Genomic DNA, 23443 nt, shown 5'->3' with positions numbered 1-23443 from the left:
ACATCGCTCCCCTCGGTCGCTCCGAAGTGTGAACGCGCTCCTCTATCAAGGGGGTGCGTCCAGCGCCAATTTGCATGCAGGGGAAGTCTCTTGATATTGAGACGACCCTCCGGGCCTGCGGAGATGAACGAAAATGTCACGTCTGGTGACCGACCTGACGCTTCGCGTGTGAAGATCACTGCTCATCCGACTTCATGATCGTTCGTCAGGTGGTGGAGATCACAAAGCTAAGGCAATACCCCGTGTCGCAGATCACAGACCGCCGGGCATAAGATGCGAGGCAGTTGGGCTTGTGACCTGCTTCACATGTCCGTGATCTTCGCCGGGACGGGCGGGGTTCGCGGTGCTGGCGAGGCAGGGGTGCAGGCTCGCCGAACCGCCACCAGTCAGTGCCGACTGAGAGGAGCGAGGAGCGTGAACGCGTATGCGCCGATCCTCGTACTGGGAGCCCTCGGGGCAGGCTTTGCGATCTTCTCCGTGGTCATGGCCACGCTGATCGGTCCGAAGCGGTACAACCGCGCCAAGCTCGACGCGTACGAGTGCGGCATCGAGCCGACCCCCACGCCGGTCGGCGGTGGGCGCTTTCCCATCAAGTACTACCTGACGGCGATGCTCTTCATCGTCTTCGACATCGAGATCGTCTTCCTCTACCCCTGGGCCGTCACCTTCGACGCCCTGGGTGTTTTCGGGCTCGTGGAGATGCTGCTCTTCGTGCTCACCGTCTTCGTCGCCTACGCGTATGTGTGGCGGCGCGGCGGCCTGGAATGGGACTGAGGGGCCTTTAAGACATGGGACTCGAAGAAAAGCTGCCGAGCGGATTCCTGCTGACGACCGTCGAGCAGGCCGCGGGCTGGGTGCGCAAGGCGTCCGTCTTCCCCGCGACATTCGGGCTCGCCTGCTGTGCCATCGAGATGATGACGACCGGCGCCGGGCGCTACGACCTGGCCCGCTTCGGCATGGAGGTCTTCCGCGGGTCGCCCCGCCAGGCCGACCTGATGATCGTGGCCGGCCGGGTGAGCCAGAAGATGGCGCCGGTGCTGCGGCAGGTCTATGACCAGATGCCCAACCCCAAGTGGGTCATTTCCATGGGGGTTTGTGCTTCATCGGGCGGAATGTTCAACAACTACGCCATTGTGCAGGGAGTCGACCACATCGTCCCGGTCGACATCTATTTGCCCGGATGTCCTCCGCGGCCCGAGATGCTGATGGACGCGATCCTCAAGCTCCACCAGAAGATCCAGAGCACCAAGCTCGGCGTCAACGCCGAGGAGGCGGCCCGCGAGGCGGAGGAAGCGGCGCTCAAGGCGCTTCCCATCATCGAGATGAAGGGCCTGCTGCGGTGAGCGACGCGAACGGCAACGGGGTCAACCCCGAGAAGGACCTGGGCGCCTCCAACCTTCCCGGCCAGCGAGGCGACAAGGGCGAGGAGATCCGCGTCCAGCGCGGCATGTTCGGCGCCGACAACGGAGGCGACACCTCCGGGTACGGCGGCCTGGTCCGCTCGATCCGGCTGCCCGGAGCGGCCACCCGCCCCTACGGCGGCTGGTTCGACGAGATGGCCGACGAACTGGAGGGCGCCCTGGAGGAACAGGGACTCGTCCCCGAGAACGTCATCGACAAGACGGTCGTCGACCGCGACGAGATCACGTTCCACATCGAACGCGAGTACCTGCTCCCCGTCGCCCAGACACTGCGCGACGACCCGGCCCTCCGGTTCGAGCTGTGCACCGGTGTCTCCGGCGTGCATCACCCGCAGGACAAGGGCCGCGAGCTGCACGCCGTCTACCACCTGCGCTCGATCACCCACAACCGGCTGATCCGGCTGGAGGTCAGCGCCCCGGACGCGGACCCGCACGTCCCCTCGCTCGTCTCCGTCTATCCGACGAACGACTGGCACGAGCGCGAGACGTACGACTTCTTCGGCCTGATCTTCGACGGCCACCCCGCGCTGACGCGGATCATGATGCCGGACGACTGGCAGGGCTTCCCGCAGCGCAAGGACTACCCCCTCGGCGGCATCCCCGTCGAGTACAAGGGCGCCCAGATCCCGGCTCCGGACCAGCGGAGGTCGTACTCATGAGCACGCAGACCCCTTCCGGGGCATCGGACGCCTCGCCCCGCGAGACGACCGAGGGCACCGTATATACGGTCACCGGCGGCGACTGGGACGAGATCGCCCAGTCGGCGGCCAAGTCCGACGACGAGCGCATCATCGTCAACATGGGCCCGCAGCACCCGTCCACCCACGGCGTGCTCCGGCTCATCCTGGAGATCGACGGCGAGACGGTCACCGAGGCCCGCTGCGGCATCGGCTACCTCCACACGGGCATCGAGAAGAACCTCGAGTTCCGCACGTGGACCCAGGGCACCACGTTCGTGACGCGCATGGACTACCTGACGCCGTTCTTCAACGAGACGGCCTACTGTCTCGGCGTCGAGAAGCTCCTCGGCATCACCGACCAGATCCCGGACCGCGCCTCGATCATCCGGGTGCTCCTGATGGAGCTGAACCGACTCTCCTCCCATCTGGTGTGCATCGCCACCGGAGGCATGGAGCTGGGCGCCACCACGATCATGATCTACGGCTTCCGTGACCGTGAGCTCATCCTCGACATCTACGAGCTGATCACGGGCCTGCGGATGAACCACGCGTTCATCCGCCCCGGCGGACTCGCCCAGGACCTGCCCCCGGGCGCCGTGGACCAGATCCGCGAGTTCGTGAAGAAGATGACGAAGAACCTTCCCGAGTACGACAAGCTCGCCACCGGGAACCCCATCTTCAAGGCCCGCATGCAGGACGTCGGCTATCTCGACCTGGCCGGCTGCATGGCCCTCGGCGCCACCGGCCCGATCCTGCGCTCGGCGGGCCTGCCGCACGACCTGCGCAAGTCCCAGCCCTACTGCGGCTACGAGACCTACGACTTCGAGGTCCCGACCGCCGACACCTGCGACTCCTACGGGCGCTTCCTGATCCGCCTGGAGGAGATGCGCCAGTCGCTGCGGATCATCGAACAGTGCCTGGACCGGCTCCAGCCCGGCCCGGTCATGGTCGCCGACAAGAAGATCGCCTGGCCCGCCCAGCTCGCGCTCGGCCCCGACGGTCTCGGCAACTCCCTCGACCACATCAAGAAGATCATGGGCACCTCCATGGAGGCCCTGATCCACCACTTCAAGCTGGTGACCGAGGGCTTCCGCGTACCGCCGGGACAGGCGTACGTGGCGGTCGAGTCGCCCAAGGGCGAGCTCGGGGTGCACGTCGTCTCCGACGGAGGCACCCGCCCCTACCGGGTCCACTTCCGTGACCCGTCCTTCACCAACCTTCAGGCCATGGCCGCGATGTGCGAAGGCGGCCAGGTCGCCGACGTCATCGTCGCCGTCGCGTCCATCGACCCCGTGATGGGAGGCGTCGACCGGTGACCACCACCCCCGAGGGCGTCAGCCTGGGCATGCCCCGACTGCCCGCGCCCGACTACCCGGCCGACGTCCGGGCCCGGCTGGAGGCGGACGCGCGCGAGATCATCGCCCGCTACCCCGACTCCCGCTCGGCGCTCCTTCCGTTGCTGCATCTCGTGCAGTCGCAGGAGGGCCATGTCACGCGCACGGGACAGCGGTTCTGCGCGGAGGTACTGGACCTGACGACGGCCGAGGTCGCCGCCGTCGCCACCTTCTACTCGATGTACCGGCGCAAGCCGAGCGGTGACTACCAGGTGGGTGTCTGCACCAACACCCTGTGTGCCGTCATGGGCGGCGACGCCATCTTCGAGGCCCTCCAGGACCACCTCGACGTCGGCAACGGGGAGACCACCGGCGACGGCAAGGTCACCCTGGAGCACATCGAGTGCAACGCGGCCTGCGACTTCGCGCCCGTCGTGATGGTGAACTGGGAGTTCTTCGACAACCAGACCGTCGACTCGGCCAAGCGGCTCGTCGACGACCTGCGCGCCGGCGCCGACGTCGACCCGACCCGCGGCGCCCGGCTGTGCACCTTCAAGGAAACCGCCCGGATCCTGGCGGGCTTCCCCGACGAGCGCGAGGGCGCCGTGGACGCCGGCGGCAGCGCGGGCCACGCCTCCCTGGTGGGCCTGCGGCTGGCCAAGGGGGAGAGCGCCCCCGCGCGCGTGGTGCACCCGCGCGGCGGAGGAGCACCTCAGAACCAGCGGCCCGCCGAGCACCCGAGCTCGCACGACGCGCCGCAGGACACGTCGGCCTCCGACCCGTCCCACCCGGCGGGTCCCGTGGCAGAGGAGGGGGAGTGATGACCTTGGCAGCCGAGATCAACGAGACGAGTCCCGAAAAGCTGCTCGCACCCGTGCTGTCGGCCTTCTGGGACGAGGACAGGTCCTGGTCGCTGGACGTCTACCGCAGGCACGACGGGTACGAGGGCCTGCGCAAGGCACTCGCCATGTCGCCGGACGACCTGATCGCGTACGTCAAGGACTCCGGACTGCGCGGCCGCGGCGGGGCCGGATTCCCGACCGGAATGAAATGGCAGTTCATTCCCCAGGGAGACGGCAAACCTCACTATCTAGTTGTCAACGCCGACGAATCGGAGCCGGGAACCTGCAAGGACATCCCGCTCCTCTTCGCGAACCCGCACAGCCTCATCGAGGGCATTGTGATCGCGTGCTATGCCATTCGGTCTTCGCATGCCTTCATCTATCTCCGCGGTGAAGTGGTCCCCGTGCTGCGGCGGTTGCACGAGGCCGTGCGCGAGGCCTACGCGGCGGGCTACCTGGGCGAGAACATCCTGGGCAGCGGGCTCGACCTCCAGCTCACCGTGCACGCGGGCGCGGGCGCGTACATCTGCGGTGAGGAGACCGCGCTGCTCGACTCGCTCGAAGGCCGCCGTGGCCAACCGCGACTCCGCCCTCCTTTCCCTGCTGTCGCGGGTCTCTATGCGTGTCCAACTGTTGTGAACAACGTCGAATCCATCGCGTCGGTTCCCGCAATTCTCCACAAAGGCAAGGAATGGTTCAGGTCGATGGGCAGCGAGAAGTCTCCGGGCTTCACGCTCTACTCGCTCAGCGGCCATGTCGCCAGCCCCGGCCAGTACGAGGCACCGCTCGGCATCACTCTTCGTCAACTCCTCGACATGAGCGGCGGGATGCGCCCCGGCCACCGGCTGAAGTTCTGGACGCCGGGCGGCTCCTCCACCCCGATGTTCACCGAGGAGCACCTCGACGTCCCTCTTGACTACGAAGGAGTGGGCGCCGCGGGTTCCATGCTCGGCACGAAAGCACTCCAGTGCTTCGACGAGACGACCTGTGTCGTCCGCGCCGTCACCCGCTGGACCGAGTTCTACGCCCACGAGTCCTGCGGCAAGTGCACCCCCTGCCGCGAAGGCACCTACTGGCTCGTCCAGTTGCTGCGCGACATCGAGGCCGGCAAGGGCGTCATGTCCGACCTCGACAAGCTGAACGACATCGCCGACAACATCAACGGCAAGTCCTTCTGCGCCCTCGGCGACGGCGCCGCCTCGCCGATCTTCTCCTCGCTCAAGTACTTCCGCGAGGAGTACGAGCAGCACATCACGGGCCGCGGCTGCCCCTTCGACCCCGCCAGGTCCACGGCCTGGGCGGACAAGCACACGGAGGTGAACGCATGACAGTGACCACCAGCGCTCCCTCCGGAGGCGGGGAGGCGTCGGTCCCGCCGGAGGACCTCGTCTCGCTGACGATCGACGGCGTCGAGCTGAGCGTGCCCAAGGGCACCCTCGTCATCCGGGCCGCCGAACAGCTCGGCATCGAGATCCCCCGGTTCTGCGACCACCCGCTCCTCGACCCGGCCGGCGCCTGCCGCCAGTGCATCGTCGAGGTCGAGGGCCAGCGCAAGCCCATGGCATCCTGCACGATCACCTGTACGGACGGGATGGTCGTCAGGACTCAACTCACCTCCCAGGTCGCCGAGAAGGCACAGCACGGTGTGATGGAGCTGCTGCTCATCAACCACCCGCTGGACTGCCCGGTCTGCGACAAGGGAGGCGAGTGCCCCCTCCAGAACCAGGCGATGTCGCACGGCAACGCCGAGTCCCGGTTCGAGGGCAGGAAGCGGACCTACGAGAAGCCCGTCCCCATCTCCACACAGGTCCTGCTCGACCGCGAGCGGTGCGTGCTGTGCGCCCGCTGCACCCGCTTCTCGAACCAGATCGCGGGCGACCCCATGATCGAACTGGTCGAGCGGGGCGCGCTCCAGCAGGTCGGCACCGGCGACGGCGACCCCTTCGAGTCCTACTTCTCCGGCAACACGATCCAGATCTGCCCGGTGGGCGCGCTCACGTCCTCGGCGTACCGCTTCCGCTCGCGCCCCTTCGACCTCATCTCCTCGCACTCCGTGTGCGAGCACTGCTCCGGCGGCTGCGCCACGCGTACCGACCACCGGCGCGGCAAGGTGATGCGGCGCCTCGCGGCCCCGGACCCCGAGGTCAACGAGGAATGGCTCTGCGACAAGGGCCGGTTCGGGTTCCGGTACGCGCAGCAGCGCGACCGCCTCGACACCCCCCTGGTCCGCAACGCCGACGGTGTCCTCGAACCCGCCTCCTGGCCGGAGGCACTCGAAGCCGCCGCGCAAGGGCTGACGGCGGCCCGCGGCAGGGCCGGCGTCCTCACCGGCGGCCGGCTCACCGTCGAGGACGCCTACGCGTACAGCAAGTTCGCGCGTGTGGCCCTCGACACGAACGACATCGACTTCCGCGCGCGCGTGCACAGCTCCGAGGAGGCCGACTTCCTGGCCGCCCGGATCGCCGGACACGGCCGGGACCTCGACGCCACCGGTGTCACGTACACCTCCCTGGAGAAGGCACCCGCCGTCCTGCTCGCGGGCTTCGAGTCCGAGGAGGAGGCGCCCGGCGTCTTCCTGCGGCTGCGCAAGGCCTGGCGCGGGCACGGACAGAAGACCTTCTCCCTCGCCACCCACGCCACCCGCGGTCTGGAGAAGGCGGGCGGCACACTGCTGCCGGCCGCGCCCGGCACCGAGACCGAGTGGCTGGACGCGCTCGCGAGCGGCGTCGGCCTGGACGACGACGGCTCCAGGGCCGCCGAGGCGCTGCGCGCCGAGGGCGCCGTGATCGTCGTCGGCGAGCGGCTGGCCGCCGTCGCGGGCGCCCTGACCGCGGCCGTGCGGACCGCGACCGCCACGGGCGCCCGGCTGGTGTGGATCCCGCGCCGGGCCGGGGAGCGCGGGGCGATCGAGGCCGGCGCGCTGCCGTCGCTGCTGCCGGGCGGCCGCCCGGCCACCGACCCGCGCGCGCGGGACGAGGTCGCGGCCGCCTGGGGCGTCTCCGAACTCCCGCACCGCTACGGCCGGGACACCGGCCAGATCGTGGAAGCGGCCGTCGGCGGCGAACTGCGCGCCCTGGTGGTCGCGGGCGTGGAGATCGCCGACCTTCCCGATCCGGCACGCGCGCGTGAGGCCCTCTCCGAGGTGGGCTTCCTGGTGTCGCTCGAACTGCGGCCCAGCGAGGTCACCGAGCACGCCGACGTCGTCCTGCCGGTCGCCGCGGTCGCCGAGAAGGCCGGAACCTTCCTCAACTGGGAGGGCAGGGTCCGCTCCTTCGAGGCCGCCCTCAAGCCCGACCAGATGACCCGGCGGCTCGCGCCCGCCGACACCCGCGTCCTGCAGATGCTGGCCGACGCCATGGACGTACACCTCGGGCTGCCGGATCTGCGCACCACGCGCGGGGAGATCGACCGGCTCGGCGCCTGGGACGGTCCGCGGGCCGGCGAGCCCCGGGAGACCGGGGTGCCGATGCCGCGGCCGGACGCCGGAGAGGCCGTACTGGCCGGGCACCGGCTGCTGCTCGACCAGGGGCGTCTCCAGGAGGGCGACGCAGCGCTCGCCGGGACCCGGCACGCCGCACGCGCGCGCGTGTCGGCCGCCACCGCCGCCGAGGCCGGGGTCAAGGACGGCGACCTCATCGCCGTGACCGGTCCCGGGGGAGCGGTCGAACTCCCGCTCCAGATCACCGAGATGCCCGACCGCGTGGTCTGGCTCCCGCTGAACTCGACCGGAGGGGGCGTCGCCTCCGACACCGGGGCGCTGCCCGGCGCACTCGTCCGCATCGGCCCGGCGACCATCGCCGCCGAGGCCCCCAAGGAGGTGGAGGCATGAAGCCGTACCTCGCCGCGGAAGACCTCTCGATGTTCGGCCACGACCCCTGGTGGCTGGTCGTCGTCAAGGCGGTCTTCTGCTTCGCCTTCCTGATGGTGACCGTGCTCTTCTCCATCGTGTGGGAGCGCAAGGTCGTCGCCTGGATGCAGCTGCGCATCGGGCCCAACCGGCACGGGCCCTGGGGCATGCTCCAGTCGCTCGCCGACGGCGTGAAGCTCATGCTCAAGGAAGACGTCATCGTCAAGCGCGCGGACAAGGTCGTCTACGTCCTCGCGCCGATCGTGGCGGCGATCCCGGCCTTCATGGCGATCGCGGTGATCCCCTTCGGGCCCGCGGACAACGAGGTCTCGATCTTCGGTCAGCGCACCACGATGCAGCTCACCGACCTGCCGATCGCGATGCTCTACATCCTCGCGGTGGCCTCGGTCGGCATCTACGGGATCGTGCTCGCCGGCTGGAGCTCGGGCTCCACCTACCCGCTCCTCGGCGGTCTGCGCTCCTGCGCCCAGATGATCTCGTACGAGATCGCCATGGGCGCCGCGTTCGCCTCCGTGTTCCTCTACTCCGGTTCGATGTCGACCTCGACGATCGTCGAGCAGCAGCACGACCGCTGGTACATCGTCCTGCTGCCCGTCTCGTTCCTGATCTACGTCGTGACGATGATCGGCGAGACCAACCGGGCCCCGTTCGACATGCCGGAGTCCGAGGGCGACCTGGTCGGCGGCTTCAACACCGAGTACTCGTCCATCAAGTTCGCGCTGTTCATGCTCGCCGAGTACGTGAACATGGTGACGGTCTCGGCCGTGTCCACGACGCTCTTCCTGGGCGGCTGGCGGGCACCCTGGCCGATCAGCAGCTTCTGGGAGGGCGCCAACCACGGCTGGTGGCCGATGCTCTGGTTCGTGGTGAAGGTGCAGCTGCTGCTGTTCTTCTTCATCTGGCTGCGCGGCACGCTGCCGCGCGTCCGCTACGACCAGCTGATGAAGCTCGGCTGGAAGGTGCTCATCCCGGTCTCCGTGGTCTGGCTGATGCTCGTCGCGACGGTACGGACGCTCCGCAACGAGCACTACGACTTCGCGGACATCGCCCTGTACGTGGGCGGAGGCGTCCTCGTCCTGCTCTTGCTCTCGTTCGTGGCGGACATCTTCCGCGACAAGCAGGGCCGGGAAGAGCCCGCCGAACCCGTCGCCTTCGACCCGATGGCCGGCGGATTCCCCGTGCCCCCGCTGCCCGGCCAGGAGCTGCCGCCCGTACCGCGGCGCCGTCCGCGCCGGGAGCGGGAGCTGATTGTCAGTGGCGGGTCCGATACTGCGAGTGATGGATCGGTCACCGGATCTCGTGACGGAAAGGAGGGGTCCGATGGCTGAGGAGCCGAAGGAGACCAAGCAGGGTTTCCAGAACCCCGTCGCCGGTTTCGGCGTGACCTTCAAGGCCATGTTCAAGAAGCGGCTGACCGAGCAGTACCCGGAACAGCAGAAGACCACCGCACCGCGGTTCCACGGCCGGCACCAGCTCAACCGCCATCCGGACGGACTGGAGAAGTGCGTCGGCTGCGAGCTGTGCGCCTGGGCCTGTCCCGCGGACGCCATCTACGTGGAGGGCGCGGACAACACCGAGGAGGAGCGCTACTCCCCGGGCGAGCGCTACGGCCGCGTCTACCAGATCAACTACGCCCGCTGCATCCTGTGCGGCCTGTGCATCGAGGCGTGCCCCACGCGCGCGCTGACGATGACGAACGAGTTCGAGCTCGCGGACAGCAGCCGCGCCAACCTCATCTACACCAAGGAGCAGCTGCTCGCCGGACTCCAGGAAGGCATGGTCGACACGCCGCACTCGATCTTCCCGGGCACGGACGAGCAGGACTACTACCGCGGTCTGGTGACCGAGGCGGCGCCCGGCACCGAGCGCCAGGTGGCCGTCTCCAAGGGCGAGCTGCACCCCTCGGCGACCCCCTCGGGACCGTCCGCGGGACCGTCCGCCGGAGAGGGGGCGGAGGCATGACCGCCAACCTGGCCGCGTACTCCACCTCCACCGGGGAGGCCTTCCAGTTCTGGGTCCTCGGGACCGTCGCGGTGATCGGCGCCCTGTGCACCGTCTTCATGAGGAAGGCCGTGCACAGCGCGCTGTGCCTCGCCGGGACCATGATCATCCTGGCGGTGTTCTACCTCGCCAACGGCGCCTACTTCCTGGGCATCGTCCAGGTCGTCGTCTACACCGGCGCGATCATGATGCTCTTCCTCTTCGTCGTCATGCTCGTCGGTGTCACCGCGGCGGACTCGCTGAAGGAGACCATCAAGGGGCAGCGCTGGCTGGCCCTGCTCTGCGGACTCGGCTTCGGCATCCTGCTGTTCGCCGGGATCGGCAACGCGTCGATCAAGGACTTCGACGGCCTGGGCAAGGCGAACTCCGCCGGCAACGTGGAGGGCCTGGCCGCCCTCATCTTCACGAAGTACGTGTTCGCCTTCGAGATCACCGGCGCCCTGCTCATCACGGCCACCATCGGCGCCATGGTGCTCACCCACCGCGAGCGCACCGAGCGGGCCAGGACCCAGCGCGAGCTGTCCGAGCAGCGCGTGCGCGAGGGCAGGCACGTGCCGCCGCTGCCGGCACCGGGTGTCTACGCCCGGCACAACGCGGTGGACATCGCGGGCCTGCTCCCGGACGGCACCCCGTCCGAGCTGACCGTCAGCAAGACGCTGCGCGACCGCGGACAGATCCGTGACGTGTCGGCCGACGCGCTGAAGGACCTGAAGGCGCTGGAGCAGCGCTCCGAGGAGCGCCTGGAGCGCACGAAGCCGGAGGAGGCGTCCAAGTGAATCCGGTCAACTACCTCTACCTCGCCGCTCTGTTGTTCACGATCGGCGCCACCGGTGTCCTGATCAGACGGAACGCGATCGTGGTGTTCATGTGCATCGAGCTGATGCTCAACGCCTGCAACCTCGCCTTCGTCGTCTTCTCCCGGATGCACGGCAATCTCGACGGCCAGATCATCGCGTTCTTCACGATGGTCGTCGCCGCCGCGGAGGTCGTGGTCGGGCTCGCGATCATCGTGTCGCTGTTCCGTTCCCGCCACTCGGCCTCGGTCGACGACGCCAGCCTGATGAAGCTGTAAGGGGTCGCTGAATCGTGGAGAACCTGATTGCGCTGCTCGTCGCGGCGCCTCTGCTCGGAGCGGCCGTACTGCTGTGCGGCGGCAGGCGGCTGGACGCCGTCGGCCAGTGGATCGGCACCGTGCTCGCGGCCGCCTCCTTCGTGATCGCCGTCGTGCTCTTCGCCGACATGCTGGGCAAGAGCCCGGACGACCGGACGTTCACCCAGCATCTGTTCAGCTGGATCGCGGTCGGAAACTTCCGCGCGGACGTCGGCTTCCAGCTCGACCAGCTGTCGATGACGTTCGTCCTGCTGATCACCGGCGTCGGCTCGCTCATCCACCTGTACTCGATCGGGTACATGGAGCACGAGGAGCGCCGCCGCCGCTTCTTCGGCTATCTGAACCTGTTCCTGGCGGCGATGCTGCTGCTCGTCCTCGCCGACAACTACCTCCTGCTGTACGTCGGCTGGGAGGGCGTCGGTCTCGCCTCGTACCTGCTGATCGGCTTCTGGCAGCACAAGCCCAGCGCGGCCACCGCCGCCAAGAAGGCCTTCCTGGTCAACCGCGTCGGCGACATGGGCCTGTCCATCGGCATCATGCTGATGTTCACGACCTTCGGGACCTTCGCCTTCGGGCCGCTGCTCGGCACCGAGGGGCACGCGGGGATCGCCGGGGACGCCACCCAGGGCAAGCTCACCGCCATCGCGCTGATGCTCCTGCTCGCCGCGTGCGGCAAGTCGGCCCAGGTGCCGCTCCAGTCCTGGCTCGGGGACGCGATGGAGGGCCCGACCCCGGTCTCGGCCCTCATCCACGCCGCCACCATGGTGACCGCGGGCGTGTACCTGATCGTCCGTTCGGCCGCGATCTTCAACGCGGCACCCGACGCCCAGCTCGTCGTCACCGTCGTCGGCGGGGTCACGCTCCTGTTCGGTGCGATCGTCGGTTGCGCGAAGGACGACATCAAGAAGGCGCTCGCCGGCTCGACCATGTCCCAGATCGGCTACATGGTGCTGGCGGCCGGCCTCGGCCCGATCGGCTACGTCTGGGCGATCATGCACCTGGTGACGCACGGCTTCTTCAAGGCCGGCCTCTTCCTCGGTGCCGGTTCGGTCATGCACGGCATGAACGACGAGGTCGACATGAGGAAGTACGGCAACCTCAGGAAGTACATGCCGATCACGTTCGTGACCTTCGGCCTCGGCTATCTCGCGATCATCGGCTTCCCCTTCCTGTCCGGCTTCTTCTCCAAGGACAAGATCATCGAGGCGGCCTTCGCCAAGGGCGGCACTGAGGGCTGGATCCTCGGCGGCGTGGCCCTGCTGGGCGCCGCGATCACCGCGTACTACATGACGCGCGTGATGATCATGACGTTCTTCGGGGAGAAGCGCTGGCAGCCCGACGCGGAGGGCCACGAGCCGCACCCGCACGAGTCGCCCAGCTCCATGACGATCCCGATGATCGTGCTGGCCTTCGGCTCGGTCTTCGCGGGCGGCTTCTTCAGCATCGGCGACCGCTTCCTGCACTGGCTGGAGCCGGTCACCGGACACTCGGAGGGCGACTCGCCCGTGAGCGCCCTCACCGTCACCCTGGCCACCATGGTGCTGCTCGTCGTCGGCGCCGGCATCGCCTACCTCCAGTACGGACGCAGCCCCGTCCCGGTGGTCGCCCCGCGCGGCTCCCTGCTCACCCGCGCCGCAAGGCGCGACCTCTACCAGGACGACTTCAACCACGTCGTGCTGGTACGCGGCGGTGAGCACCTCACCCGCTCCCTGGTGTACGTCGACCACACGCTGGTCGACGGGGTCGTCAACGGGACGGCCGCCTCGGTGGGCGGTCTCTCCGGACGGCTGCGCAAGCTCCAGAACGGCTATGCGCGCAGTTACGCGGTCTCGATGTTCGGCGGCGCGGCGATCCTCGTCGCCGCGACCCTGCTGATGAGGGCGGTCTGATACCGATGTCCTTTCCTCTGCTGACAGCGACGGCGGTGCTCCCGGCCCTCGGGGCGATCGCCACGGCCGCCGTGCCGGCCGCGCAGCGCGTCGCGGCCAAATGGCTGGCGCTGCTCGTCTCCCTGGGCACACTGGCACTCGCCGCGGTCACCCTGGTGCGTTTCGACCCCGGCGGTGCCCGCTACCAGCTCACCGAGTCCCACGCCTGGATCCCAGACTTCGGGGTGCGCTACCAACTGGGCGTGGACGGCATCGGGGTGGCGCTCGTCGCGCTCACCGCGCTGCTGATGCCGTTCGTGATCCTCGCGGGCTGGCACGACGCCGATCCGCACGAGACCGGAAGCAGGCGCTGGCGCCCGACCCAGGGCTTCTTCGCCCTGATCCTGGCCGTCGAGGCGATGGTGATCATCTCCTTCGAGGCCACCGACGTCTTCCTCTTCTACATCTTCTTCGAAGCCATGCTGATCCCGATGTACTTCCTCATCGGCGGCTTCGGGGACCGGGCCCACGAGCACGGCGACGAGGCCGCGGCGACCCAACGCTCGTACGCCGCGGTGAAGTTCCTCCTCTACAACCTGGTCGGCGGCCTGATCATGCTGGCCGCGGTGATCGGCCTCTACGTGGTGGCCGGGAGCTTCTCGCTCCAGGAGATCGTCCAGGCACGGGCCAACGGCTCGCTGCACATGGCGACCAGCACCGAACGGTGGCTCTTCCTCGGCTTCTTCTTCGCCTTCGCGGTGAAGGCGCCCCTGTGGCCGCTGCACACCTGGCTGCCCAACGCCATGGGTGAGGCCACCGCACCGGTCGCCGTGCTGATCACGGCGGTCGTCGACAAGGTCGGCACCTTCGCGATGCTCCGCTTCTGCCTCCAGCTCTTCCCGGAGGCCAGCAAGTGGGCGACGCCCGCGATCCTCGTCCTGGCGCTGATCAGCATCGTCTACGGGGCGCTGCTCGCCGTCGGACAGCGGGACATCAAGCGCCTGGTCGCCTACGCGTCGATCTCGCACTTCGGGTTCATCATCCTGGGCATCTTCGCGATGACCAGCCAGGGCCAGTCGGGCGCGACGCTCTACATGGTCAACCACGGGATCTCGACCGCCGCGCTGATGCTGGTGGCCGGCTTCCTGATCTCGCGGCGTGGCTCGCGTCTGATCGCCGACTACGGAGGGGTGCAGAAGGTGGCCCCGGTGCTCGCCGGCACCTTCCTGATCGGCGGCCTGGCGACACTCTCGCTCCCGGGGCTCGCGCCCTTCGTGAGTGAATTCCTGGTCCTGGTCGGCACGTTCACGCGCTACCCGGTGGTCGGCATCATCGCCACCTTCGGCATCGTCCTCGCCGCCCTGTACACCCTCGTCCTCTACCAGCGGACGATGACCGGCCCGGTCAAGGCCGGGGTGGCCGAGATGCCGGACCTCAGGGTGCGCGAGCTCCTGGTGGTCGCCCCGCTGATCGCTCTGCTGATCTTCCTGGGCGTCTTCCCGAAGCCGCTCACCGACATCGTCAACCCGGCGGTCAAGCAGACCATGTCAGACGTACACAAGACGGACCCCCAGCCCGCGGTGGAGGCGGCCAAGTGAGCGCATCAGCCGTCCACAGCCTGTGGACAACAGCGGCAACCGCGGCCGAGCCGATCTCCAAGATCGACGCACCGAAGATCGAATATGGGCAATTGTCGCCCACTCTGATCGTCCTCGGCGCGGCGGTCCTCGGGGTTCTGGTCGAGGCCTTCCTGCCGCGCAAGTCCCGTTACTACGCACAGGTGTTCATCGCCGTCGTCGCCCTGGCCGCGGCCTTCTCCGCGGTCGTCGCACTGGCGGCCGGCGGATACGGCACCACGAAGGCGCACATCGCGGCGATGGGCGCGATCGCCGTCGACGGACCGGCCCTGTTCCTCCAGGGCACGATCCTGCTCGCCGGAATCCTCGGCGTCTTCACCTTCGCCGAACGGCGCCTCGACCCCCAGGCCCACGGAAACCGGGTCGACGCCTTCGCCGCGCAGGCCGCCTCGGTACCCGGCAGCGACAGCGAGAAGGCCGCCGTGAAGGCCGGGTTCACCACCACCGAGGTGTTCCCGCTGCTGCTCTTCGCGATCAGCGGCATGCTGGTCTTCCCCGCGGCCAACGACCTGCTGACCCTGTTCGTCGCCCTGGAAGTCTTCTCCCTGCCCCTGTACCTCCTGTGCGCCGTGGCCCGCCGCAAGCGGCTGATGTCGCAGGAGGCGGCGGTCAAGTACTTCCTCCTCGGCGCCTTCGCCTCCGCGTTCACGCTCTTCGGCATCGCCCTGCTCTACGGCTACGCGGGCTCCGTGTCGTACGCGACGATCGCGCACGTCGTCGACGGAACGATCACCAACGTCGACCCGGCGCTCGCCGGCACCATGGGCAACGACGTACTGCTGCTCATGGGCATGGCCCTGGTCGTCATGGGCCTGCTCTTCAAGGTCGGCGCGGTGCCCTTCCACATGTGGACGCCCGACGTCTATCAGGGCGCGCCGACCCCGGTCACCGGCTTCATGGCCGCGGCGACGAAGGTGGCGGCGTTCGGCGCGCTGCTGCGCCTGCTGTACGTCGTCCTGCCGGGCATGCGCTGGGACTGGCGGCCGGTCATGTGGGCCGTGGCGATCGTCACCATGCTGGGCGGCGCGATCGTCGCGATCACCCAGACCGACATCAAGCGGCTCCTGGCGTACTCGTCGATCGCGCACGCCGGATTCATCCTCGCGGGTGTCATCGCGACCTCGCCCGACGGCGTCTCGTCGGTCCTCTTCTACCTGGCCGCGTACTCCTTCGTCACGATCGGCGCCTTCGCCGTCGTCACGCTCGTACGGGACGCGGGCGGAGAGGCCACGCACCTGTCCAAGTGGGCGGGTCTCGGACGGAGGTCGCCGCTGGTGGCCGCGGTGTTCGCGGTCTTCCTGCTGGCCTTCGCCGGCATCCCGCTCACCTCGGGATTCGCCGGAAAGTTCGCCGTGTTCAAGGCGGCGGCCGAGGGCGGCGCGGGCGCGCTGGTCGTGATCGGTGTGATCTCGTCGGCGATCGCCGCGTTCTTCTACATCCGCGTGATCGTGCTGATGTTCTTCAGCGAGCCGAAGCCCGAGGGGCCGACGGTCGCCGTGCCGTCGCCGCTGACCATGACGGCCATCGCGTTCGGCGTGGCGGTCACGGTGGTGCTCGGTGTGGCCCCGCAGTACTTCCTGAACCTGGCCGGCCAGGCCGGGGTCTTCGTGCGCTGAGCGAGGCCGCCCGCGGCTCGGGCCCCGCTCCCTCGGGGGGAGCGGGGCCCGAGCCGTTCTCAGTGACCGGCGTGACCGGCGTGACCGGTGTGGGCGGTGTGGGCGGCGCCCATGGAACCGGTCTGCGCGGTGGAGGACGACCCCTTGTGCGCGGCCGACGACGAGCCGGTGTGGGCCGTGGACGACGAGCCGGTGTGGGCCGTCCCGGACGAGCTCGTGTGCCCCATGTCCATCTTGCCGGTGTGGGCAGGCGCGGCCGGGCACGTCACCCGGGGGTTCCAGCGGTCGAACAGGCCGTTCGGGTTCTGCTTCCACAGCCAGACGTGCAGGTCGTAGTGGATCGGCATACCGGGATAGTGGCCCGGCATCGGACCGTCGAACTTCTGCCCGCCGAACATCGACGGTCGGTCCTTGGTGGTCTTCATGTTCTGGTCGGAGTCCAGCACGATCCACTCGACCCCGGCGAGATGGCGCTTCCCGTCCTTGCCGTCCTCGAAGAGGAGCGCCGAGGGCTTCGCCGGATCCAGCGAGCCGTAGCGGGACTCGTTGAAGTAGTGGTAGCCCATGCTGCCGTGCCCCGCGGGATCCGAGGAGCACTGGTGGGGGACGTACCCGTCGGCCAGGGCGGTCTTCTCGTCGAGGTACTTCACGCTGGACACGTACGCGGTGACCAGATCCCGCACGGCCTTCGGATCGACCGGACGGGCCGCGGCCGGGGCCGGGGCGGCGGACAGGGTGAGCGAGGCCGCGGCGGCTGTCACGAGGGTGAGGGCGGTCCTGAGGGGACGCTGGGACATGCGATGACTCCTAGAGCACGAGAGAGGCGTACGGACTGCACGGGTCCGTCGGCTGCGGGCCCCCTCCTCCCGCCCGAGCAGCATGGCCCTCGGCCCGGAACCGCCGCCATGCGGGCGGGGCCAACGGATTGAACCCGGCCGGGGCGCGCCGCGCGGGGGAGTGAGACGCGCCGGGCGCCGGTACGCGGGGAAGCCGGCCGGTCGCAGCCTGTGGACAACTCTCGGACTGTCGGCGCGGACCCCTATCGTGGACGCAGTGGTCGAGATGCGGCGTACGGGGGACGGAACGATGGGCGGGACGGGTGTGATGACCGAAGCGGACGCGACGGAGAAGCCGGGCGAGAGCGAGGCACTGGCCACCCTCCACCGGGTCTTCGGGTACGACGCCTTCCGCGGCGAGCAGGAAGCGATCGTCGAGCACGTGGTGGCGGGGGGTGACGCCGTCGTCCTGATGCCGACCGGCGGCGGAAAGTCCCTCTGCTACCAAATCCCTTCCCTGGTCAGACCGGGTACGGGTGTGGTCGTCTCCCCGCTGATCGCGCTCATGCAGGACCAGGTGGATGCGCTGCGGGCGCTGGGCGTGCGCGCCGGGTTCATGAACTCCACGCAGGACTTCGACGAGCGGCGCGTGGTCGAGGCGGAGTTCCTGTCCGGAGAGCTCGACCTGCTCTACCTCGCCCCCGAGCGGCTGCGGCTCGACAGCACGCTGGACCTGCTGTCCCGAGGGAAGATCTCGGTCTTCGCGATCGACGAGGCGCACTGTGTGGCCCAGTGGGGCCACGACTTCCGTCCCGACTATCTGGCGCTCTCGCTGCTCGGCGAGCGCTGGCCCGACGTCCCGCGCATCGCGCTCACGGCCACCGCCACCCGCGCGACGCACAAGGAGATCACCCAGCGCCTGGGCATGCCCGCGGCCCGCCACTTCGAGGCGAGCTTCGACCGCCCCAACATCCAGTACCGGATCGTTCCCAAGGCCGACCCGAAGAAGCAGCTGCTGTCCTTCCTGCGCGAGGAGCACACGGGCGACGCGGGCATCGTGTACTGCCTCTCGCGCAACTCCGTCGAGAAGACGGCGGAGTTCCTCTCCCGCAACGGCATCGAGGCGGTGCCGTACCACGCGGGCCTGGACTCGGGCACCCGTGCCACGCACCAGTCCCGCTTCCTGCGCGAGGAGGGCCTCGTGGTCGTCGCCACGATCGCCTTCGGCATGGGCATCGACAAGCCGGACGTCCGGTTCGTCGCCCACCTCGACCTGCCGAAGTCGGTCGAGGGCTACTACCAGGAGACGGGCCGCGCAGGCCGCGACGGACTCCCTTCCACGGCGTGGATGGCGTACGGACTCCAGGACGTGGTCCAGCAGCGCAAGATGATCCAGGGCTCCGAGGGCGACGAGGCGTTCAGACGCCGGGCCGCCAGCCATCTGGACTCGATGCTCGCCCTGTGCGAGACGGTCCAGTGCCGGCGCTCCCAGCTCCTGGCCTACTTCGGCCAGGACCCCGACACCCCGGCCTGCGGCAACTGCGACACCTGTCTGACCCCGCCGGAGACCTGGGACGGCACGGTCGCCGCGCAGAAGCTGCTGTCCACGGTGGTGCGCCTCCAGCGGGAGCGGGGGCAGAAGTTCGGCGCGGGCCAGATCGTCGACATCCTGCTGGGGCGGAAGACCGCCAAGGTGATCCAGTTCGACCACGACCAGCTGTCCGTCTTCGGTATCGGCGAGGAGCTGGCGGAGGCCGAATGGCGCGGTGTCGTACGGCAGTTGCTGGCCCAGGGTCTGATCGCGGTCGAGGGCGAGTACGGAACGCTGGTGCTGACCGACGCCAGCGGGACCGTGCTGCGGCGCGAGCGTGACGTGCCGCTGCGCAAGGAGACGGCGAAGCCGGCCGCGTCCCGGTCGTCGGCGTCCAAGGGCGAGCGCAAGGCCAAGGCCGCCGCGGCCGATCTGCCCGCCGAGCTCGTCCCCGCGTTCGAGGCGCTGCGGGCCTGGCGCGGTGAGCAGGCCCGCGAACAGGGCGTCCCGGCGTACGTGATCTTCCACGACGCCACGCTGCGGGAGATCGCCACGGTGTGGCCGACCTCCGTGAAGGACCTCGGCGGCATCAGCGGGGTGGGCGAGAAGAAGCTGGCCACCTATGGAGAGGGCGTCGTCGCGGTCCTGGCCTCCCTGGCCGACGGCCCGCCCGCGACCACTCCGGCGACTCCGACCGCTCCGACGACTCGGACTGCCCCGGCCACTCGGGCCGTTCCGACCGCCGGAAGACCCGCGGCCGCACCGGCTCCGGTGCCCGCCGCAGGACCGGACCCGGACTGGCCCGAGCTGGACCAGGAGCCGCCCGAGGACTGGATGTAGCGGGTTCACGGCAGGGGCACGGGCAGGCGCGCGGCGGAGGCGAGGCTCCGCCGGTCCCTCCGGGTTCCGCCGGTTCCGCCCGCCCCTCCGGGCTCCGTCGGCTCCGTCGGCGCCGCCGGCACTCCGGGCTCCGCAGGGCACGGTGGCCAGGGCTCTGGCCACCGTGACACGGACCTCGTTCCCCCTGCGGGGCGGCTCCCGGGTCCCCTACAGGGAGACGGCCGGGGTGATGCGGCCCCGGACCTCGCCGAGGCCCACCCGGGTCCCGCCCGGTCCGGGTGCCCAGGCCGTCAGGGTGACCTCGTCGCCGTCCTCGAGGAACGTGCGCTTTCCGTCGGGGAGTTCGAGGGCGTCGCGCCCGTTCCAGGTGAGTTCGAGCAGGGAGCCGCGCTCGCCCTCGGTGGGTCCGCTGACGGTCCCGGAGCCGTAGAGGTCACCGGTGCGCAGGGAAGCGCCGTTGACCGTCATGTGGGCCAGCTGCTGGGCGGCCGTCCAGTACATGGTGGAGAAGGGGGGTTCGGAGACGACGTGGCCGTTGACGGCCACGGAGATCCGGAGGTCGTAGCCGCCCGGCTCCTCGGAGGCGTCGTCGAGGTAGGGAAGGAGGGGGTGCGTGCGGACGGGCGGGGCCACGAGGGCGTCGTCGAGCGCGTCCAGCGGGGTGATCCACGCCGACACGGAGGTGGCGAAGGACTTGCCGAGGAACGGGCCGAGCGGGACGTACTCCCAGGCCTGGACGTCGCGCGCCGACCAGTCGTTGAGCAAGCACAGGCCGAAGACGTGGTCGCGGTAGTCGCCCAGGGGCACCGGCCGGCCCTGCTGCGAGGGGGTGCCGACGACGAAGCCGACCTCCGCCTCGATGTCCAGGCGGACCGAGGGACCGAAGACCGGGGCGGCGTCCGCGGGAGCCTTGCGCTGGCCTGAGGGACGGACGACGTCCGTGCCGGACACCACGACCGTTCCGGAGCGGCCGTGATAACCGATCGGCAGGTGCTTCCAGTTGGGCGTGAGGGAGTCGGCGGCGTCCGGGCGGAAGATCTGGCCGACGTTCCGGGCGTGGTTCTCGGAGGCGTAGAAGTCGACGTAGTCGGCGACGGTGAACGGGAGGTGCAGCGTCACGTCGGACAGAGGGTGGAAATGGGGAGCGAGGGTCTCCCGGTGGGCCGGGACGGTGACCCAGGCCGTCAGCGCCCGCCGGACGTCGGACCACGCGGTGCGGCCCGCGGCGAGCAGCCGGTCCAGGGTCGGCTGCGCGAGCAGCCCGGCGTAGGGGGAGCCGAGCGAACGGGCGGCGGCGCCCGCGTCGAGCACGTGGTCGCCGAGCCGTACGCCGACGCGTCGCTCGGGGTCCCCGGCCGGGTCGGTCAGGGAGAACACGCCGTACGGCAGGTTGTGCGGGCCGAAGGGATCGCCCTCGGGGACATCGAAGGGGGGCATCGGTTGGTGCCTCGCTTTCGGATTCGTACTCGCCATGTGGGCCATGCGTTCCACGCGTTTCATGTGGTCGGGGCACACGTTACGGGGGAGAGACCCTGCTGTGGCAGGGCCTAAAGGGTGCCCAATGTCCGAATTGGCCAGGTCGGACGCGGTGATTCCGGCTCCGCGAGCCGCGGGTGGCAGCCGTGGCGGGGCTTCGCGCCCTTCGCTGTGAGGGGTTTCGCGGAGTTTCGCTGGTGTCGTCAGGCTTGGCAGGGTTTCGTCGGGCTGCGCCGGGCTGTGTTGGGCCGCGCCAGGCCGCGTTGGGCTGCCCCGTGCTTCCTGGGATCGGATTTCTGCCGCGGGGGGGGGGGGGGGGGGCTCCCCGGTGCTCGTTCTGCGCCGAGTCCGTTTCGCGCGGCCCTTCCGGTCCTTCGATGCGCCGGGCGCGCGGGGCGGAGTTCACGTCCGTCGCGCGATCCGGGAGGCGTCCGGGGGCTAATTCGTTTGCCGGGCAGGTGTGTTGGCGGCGCGGGAACGCTGGTTGCCTTGTGTTCAGGGGGTGTTGGGGTGTTGTGGTCGGTCGTGTTCGGGAAAGTCGGTGTGGGCGGAAGCGGAGCGTGGGTGATCCGAATCGGTCGCAACGCGCTTACCGCCGTGCGGTGAACGGCGTTGCAGACGGGATACCGGACGTCGTCCGGTTCACGCCGGGCCGATGAGTCGCGGGATCCGTATTCTTCGGATCATGGCCGCTCCGACTGCATATTCACTCATCGCCACTGACCTGGACGGAACGCTGCTGCGCGGCGACGACACACTCTCCGACCGGTCACGCGCCGCGTTGGCGAAGGTGACCCGGGCAGGTGCCCGGCATCTCGTGGTCACGGGTCGACCGGCGCCGCGCGTGCGACCGTTTCTCGATGAACTCGGCGGCGAGGGACTGGCGGTGTGCGGACAGGGGGCACAGCTCTACGACGCCGCCGCGGACCGCATGCTGTGGTCGGTGACCCTGGACAGGGAGCTGGCGGAGACGGCGCTCGGCAAGATCGAGGCGGAGGTCGGGATGCTGTACGCGGCGGTCGACCAGGACGGCGTGGACGGGTTGACGCTCATCGAGCCGGGATACGTCATGCCGCATCCGACGTTGCCCGCGGTGCGGGTGCCGCGCCGGGACGACCTCTGGGCGGAGCCGATCAGCAAGGTGTTGCTCCGTCACCCGTCCTTGTCCGACGACGAGTTGGCGTCGGCGGCACGGGGAGTGGTCGGTTCGCTGGCGACGGTGACGATGTCCGGGCCCGGCACCGTCGAACTCCAGCCATGCGGGGTGACCAAGGCGACGGGACTCGCCCTGGCCGCGGCGCACCTCGGGCTCTCCGCGTGCGGGACGCTCGCCTTCGGGGACATGCCCAACGACATCCCCATGTTCGACTGGGCGGCCCGGGGTGTGGCGATGGCCAATGCCCATCCGGAACTGAAGGCGGTGGCCGACGAGATCACGCTGTCGAACGAGGACGACGGGATCGCGGTGGTGCTGGAGCGCGTCTTCGGCTTCTGACGGCGGCACCGGCGGGGCCCACCGGCCCACGAAACGCCCCCCTCACGAAACGCCCCCCTCACGAAACGCCCCCCTCACGAAGCACCCCCTGAACACAACCGCACCCGCCGACGGTCCGGAAGGAGCGTCGGCGGGTGCGGTGAAGAACGGGGTGGGGCGGGGTGGATCAGTAGGCGCCGTTGACGTTGTCGATGGAGCCGTACGTCTTGGCCGCGTAGTTGCAGGCGGCGGTGATGTTCGCGACCGGGTCGTAGATGTTCATCGACGTGCCGGCGACGTGGTACGCCTGGAAGGTGGGGTCGATGACCTGGAGCAGACCCTTGGAGGGGATGCCCGCGGCGGCGTTGGAGTCCCAGTTGTTGATGGCGTTGGGGTTGCCGGAGGACTCGCGCATCACGTTGCGGTAGATGCCGTCGTAGCTGCCGGGGATGCCCGCCTTGGCCATGACGTCGAGGGATTCCTTGATCCAGCCGTCGAGGTTGTTGGCGTACGTCTTGGCGGAGGCCTGGACGGCGGTCGTCGCGGTGGTCGCCGAGGTCTTGGCGACGGCGGAGGTCGCGTTCGCCGTGGTGCGGACGGTCGTCGTCCCCAGCGACTTGGTGCCGACGGTCAGCTTCAGGCCCGGGCGGATCAGGGCCGGGTTGTCGCCGATGACCGCGCGGTTCGCCGCGTACAGCTTCTTCCAGCCGCCGCTCTTGGGGTACTTCTTCGCCACCTTGGACAGGGTGTCGCCGGCGACGACCTTGTAGGTGACGAGCTGCACGTTGGGGACCACCGCGGTGTGGGCCGTCTTCGCGACCTGGGGGGCCTGGGCCGGGGTGGCGGCGCTGGCGCCGGTCGCGCTCACGAGCGGAAGGGCGAGGGCGATGCCGCCCGTGCCGGCGGCGATCATGCCGCGGGTGATGACGTTGGCCTTCTTGCTGCGGTGCTTGCCTCGTACGGGCATG

At 69.4% G+C, this 23443-nt stretch carries 19 protein-coding genes; 16 read left to right on the top strand and 3 right to left on the bottom strand.

Annotated features, from left to right (window positions below):
- Window positions 1–414: 414 nt before the first annotated feature.
- The 14 genes from ACFWI4_RS11170 to nuoN are packed head-to-tail and all read left to right on the top strand — an operon-like array spanning window position 415 to window position 16378.
- Window positions 415–774 (top strand): NADH-quinone oxidoreductase subunit A, encoded by a 360-nt coding sequence (locus ACFWI4_RS11170; RefSeq protein WP_037627175.1) that lies wholly within the window; start codon window positions 415–417, stop codon window positions 772–774.
- A 14-nt stretch (window positions 775–788) separates the two neighbouring features.
- Window positions 789–1343, top strand: a complete 555-nt coding sequence (locus tag ACFWI4_RS11165) for an NADH-quinone oxidoreductase subunit B family protein (RefSeq protein WP_339130849.1) — start codon at window positions 789–791, stop codon at window positions 1341–1343.
- Window positions 1340–2080 carry an NADH-quinone oxidoreductase subunit C gene (locus ACFWI4_RS11160; protein ID WP_387193752.1) on the top strand — a complete coding sequence of 247 codons (741 nt, stop codon included), beginning with the start codon at window positions 1340–1342 and terminating at the stop codon, window positions 2078–2080. Before ACFWI4_RS11165 ends, ACFWI4_RS11160 begins: the two co-directional genes overlap by 4 nt.
- A complete protein-coding gene (locus ACFWI4_RS11155; RefSeq protein WP_385401956.1) occupies window positions 2077–3417 on the top strand; it encodes an NADH-quinone oxidoreductase subunit D in 1341 nt (446 codons plus the stop codon). The genes ACFWI4_RS11160 and ACFWI4_RS11155 overlap by 4 nt, the downstream gene beginning before the upstream one ends.
- Window positions 3418–3446: 29 nt before the next feature.
- Window positions 3447–4256 (top strand): NADH-quinone oxidoreductase subunit NuoE, encoded by an 810-nt coding sequence (nuoE, locus tag ACFWI4_RS11150; protein WP_387194014.1) that lies wholly within the window; start codon window positions 3447–3449, stop codon window positions 4254–4256.
- Window positions 4253–5605, top strand: coding sequence for an NADH-quinone oxidoreductase subunit NuoF (gene nuoF / locus ACFWI4_RS11145; protein WP_387193748.1), 1353 nt, complete (start codon window positions 4253–4255; stop codon window positions 5603–5605). Before nuoE ends, nuoF begins: the two co-directional genes overlap by 4 nt.
- On the top strand, window positions 5602–8106 hold the full coding sequence (locus ACFWI4_RS11140) for an NADH-quinone oxidoreductase subunit G (RefSeq protein ID WP_387193745.1): 2505 nt from the start codon (window positions 5602–5604) through the stop codon (window positions 8104–8106). Before nuoF ends, ACFWI4_RS11140 begins: the two co-directional genes overlap by 4 nt.
- Entirely contained in the window at window positions 8103–9473 is a 1371-nt protein-coding gene (gene nuoH / locus ACFWI4_RS11135; protein ID WP_385401964.1) for an NADH-quinone oxidoreductase subunit NuoH, read from the top strand. The genes ACFWI4_RS11140 and nuoH overlap by 4 nt, the downstream gene beginning before the upstream one ends.
- Entirely contained in the window at window positions 9466–10107 is a 642-nt protein-coding gene (gene nuoI / locus ACFWI4_RS11130; protein ID WP_387193741.1) for an NADH-quinone oxidoreductase subunit NuoI, read from the top strand. Before nuoH ends, nuoI begins: the two co-directional genes overlap by 8 nt.
- A complete protein-coding gene (locus ACFWI4_RS11125) occupies window positions 10104–10922 on the top strand; it encodes an NADH-quinone oxidoreductase subunit J (RefSeq protein ID WP_387193738.1) in 819 nt (272 codons plus the stop codon). Before nuoI ends, ACFWI4_RS11125 begins: the two co-directional genes overlap by 4 nt.
- Window positions 10919–11218, top strand: a complete 300-nt coding sequence (gene nuoK / locus ACFWI4_RS11120; RefSeq protein WP_009190046.1) for an NADH-quinone oxidoreductase subunit NuoK — start codon at window positions 10919–10921, stop codon at window positions 11216–11218. The genes ACFWI4_RS11125 and nuoK overlap by 4 nt, the downstream gene beginning before the upstream one ends.
- Before the next feature lie 14 nt (window positions 11219–11232).
- Window positions 11233–13146: an NADH-quinone oxidoreductase subunit L gene (nuoL, locus tag ACFWI4_RS11115; protein ID WP_387193734.1), complete on the top strand. Its 1914-nt coding sequence runs from the start codon at window positions 11233–11235 to the stop codon at window positions 13144–13146.
- Window positions 13147–13151: 5 nt separating this feature from the next.
- Window positions 13152–14723 carry an NADH-quinone oxidoreductase subunit M gene (locus tag ACFWI4_RS11110; RefSeq protein WP_387193731.1) on the top strand — a complete coding sequence of 524 codons (1572 nt, stop codon included), beginning with the start codon at window positions 13152–13154 and terminating at the stop codon, window positions 14721–14723.
- The gene (nuoN, locus tag ACFWI4_RS11105) at window positions 14720–16378 is read left to right on the top strand and encodes an NADH-quinone oxidoreductase subunit NuoN (protein ID WP_387193727.1); all 1659 of its coding nucleotides are present in this window, start codon (window positions 14720–14722) and stop codon (window positions 16376–16378) included. Before ACFWI4_RS11110 ends, nuoN begins: the two co-directional genes overlap by 4 nt.
- A gap of 59 nt (window positions 16379–16437) precedes the next feature.
- Here the strand turns inward: nuoN and ACFWI4_RS11100 are convergent, their stop codons facing one another.
- Window positions 16438–17175, bottom strand: a complete 738-nt coding sequence (locus ACFWI4_RS11100) for a hypothetical protein (protein ID WP_387193724.1) — start codon at window positions 17173–17175, stop codon at window positions 16438–16440.
- A 289-nt stretch (window positions 17176–17464) separates the two neighbouring features.
- Between ACFWI4_RS11100 and recQ the strand changes: the two genes are divergently transcribed.
- The gene (gene recQ, locus ACFWI4_RS11095; RefSeq protein WP_387194011.1) at window positions 17465–19525 is read left to right on the top strand and encodes a DNA helicase RecQ; all 2061 of its coding nucleotides are present in this window, start codon (window positions 17465–17467) and stop codon (window positions 19523–19525) included.
- A 207-nt stretch (window positions 19526–19732) separates the two neighbouring features.
- Here recQ and fahA read toward each other — a convergent pair whose 3' ends face one another.
- Window positions 19733–20962: a fumarylacetoacetase gene (gene fahA / locus ACFWI4_RS11090; protein WP_387193721.1), complete on the bottom strand. Its 1230-nt coding sequence runs from the start codon at window positions 20960–20962 to the stop codon at window positions 19733–19735.
- A 724-nt stretch (window positions 20963–21686) separates the two neighbouring features.
- On the opposite strand from fahA, the gene ACFWI4_RS11085 reads away from it, so the two are divergent.
- On the top strand, window positions 21687–22496 hold the full coding sequence (locus ACFWI4_RS11085; protein WP_385401983.1) for an HAD family hydrolase: 810 nt from the start codon (window positions 21687–21689) through the stop codon (window positions 22494–22496).
- Window positions 22497–22662: 166 nt separating this feature from the next.
- Here the strand turns inward: ACFWI4_RS11085 and ACFWI4_RS11080 are convergent, their stop codons facing one another.
- Complete coding sequence (locus tag ACFWI4_RS11080) at window positions 22663–23442, bottom strand: transglycosylase SLT domain-containing protein (protein WP_387193718.1); 780 nt, start codon at window positions 23440–23442, stop codon at window positions 22663–22665.
- Between the last annotated feature and the right edge of the window lies 1 nt (window position 23443).

Origin of the sequence: Streptomyces sp. NPDC127038 (genome assembly GCF_042725875.1) — a bacterium.
Taxonomy (GTDB): Bacteria; Actinomycetota; Actinomycetes; order Streptomycetales; family Streptomycetaceae; genus Streptomyces.
Note: the sequence above shows the minus strand (reverse complement) of the source record. Positions and strands in the feature narration are given on the sequence as shown.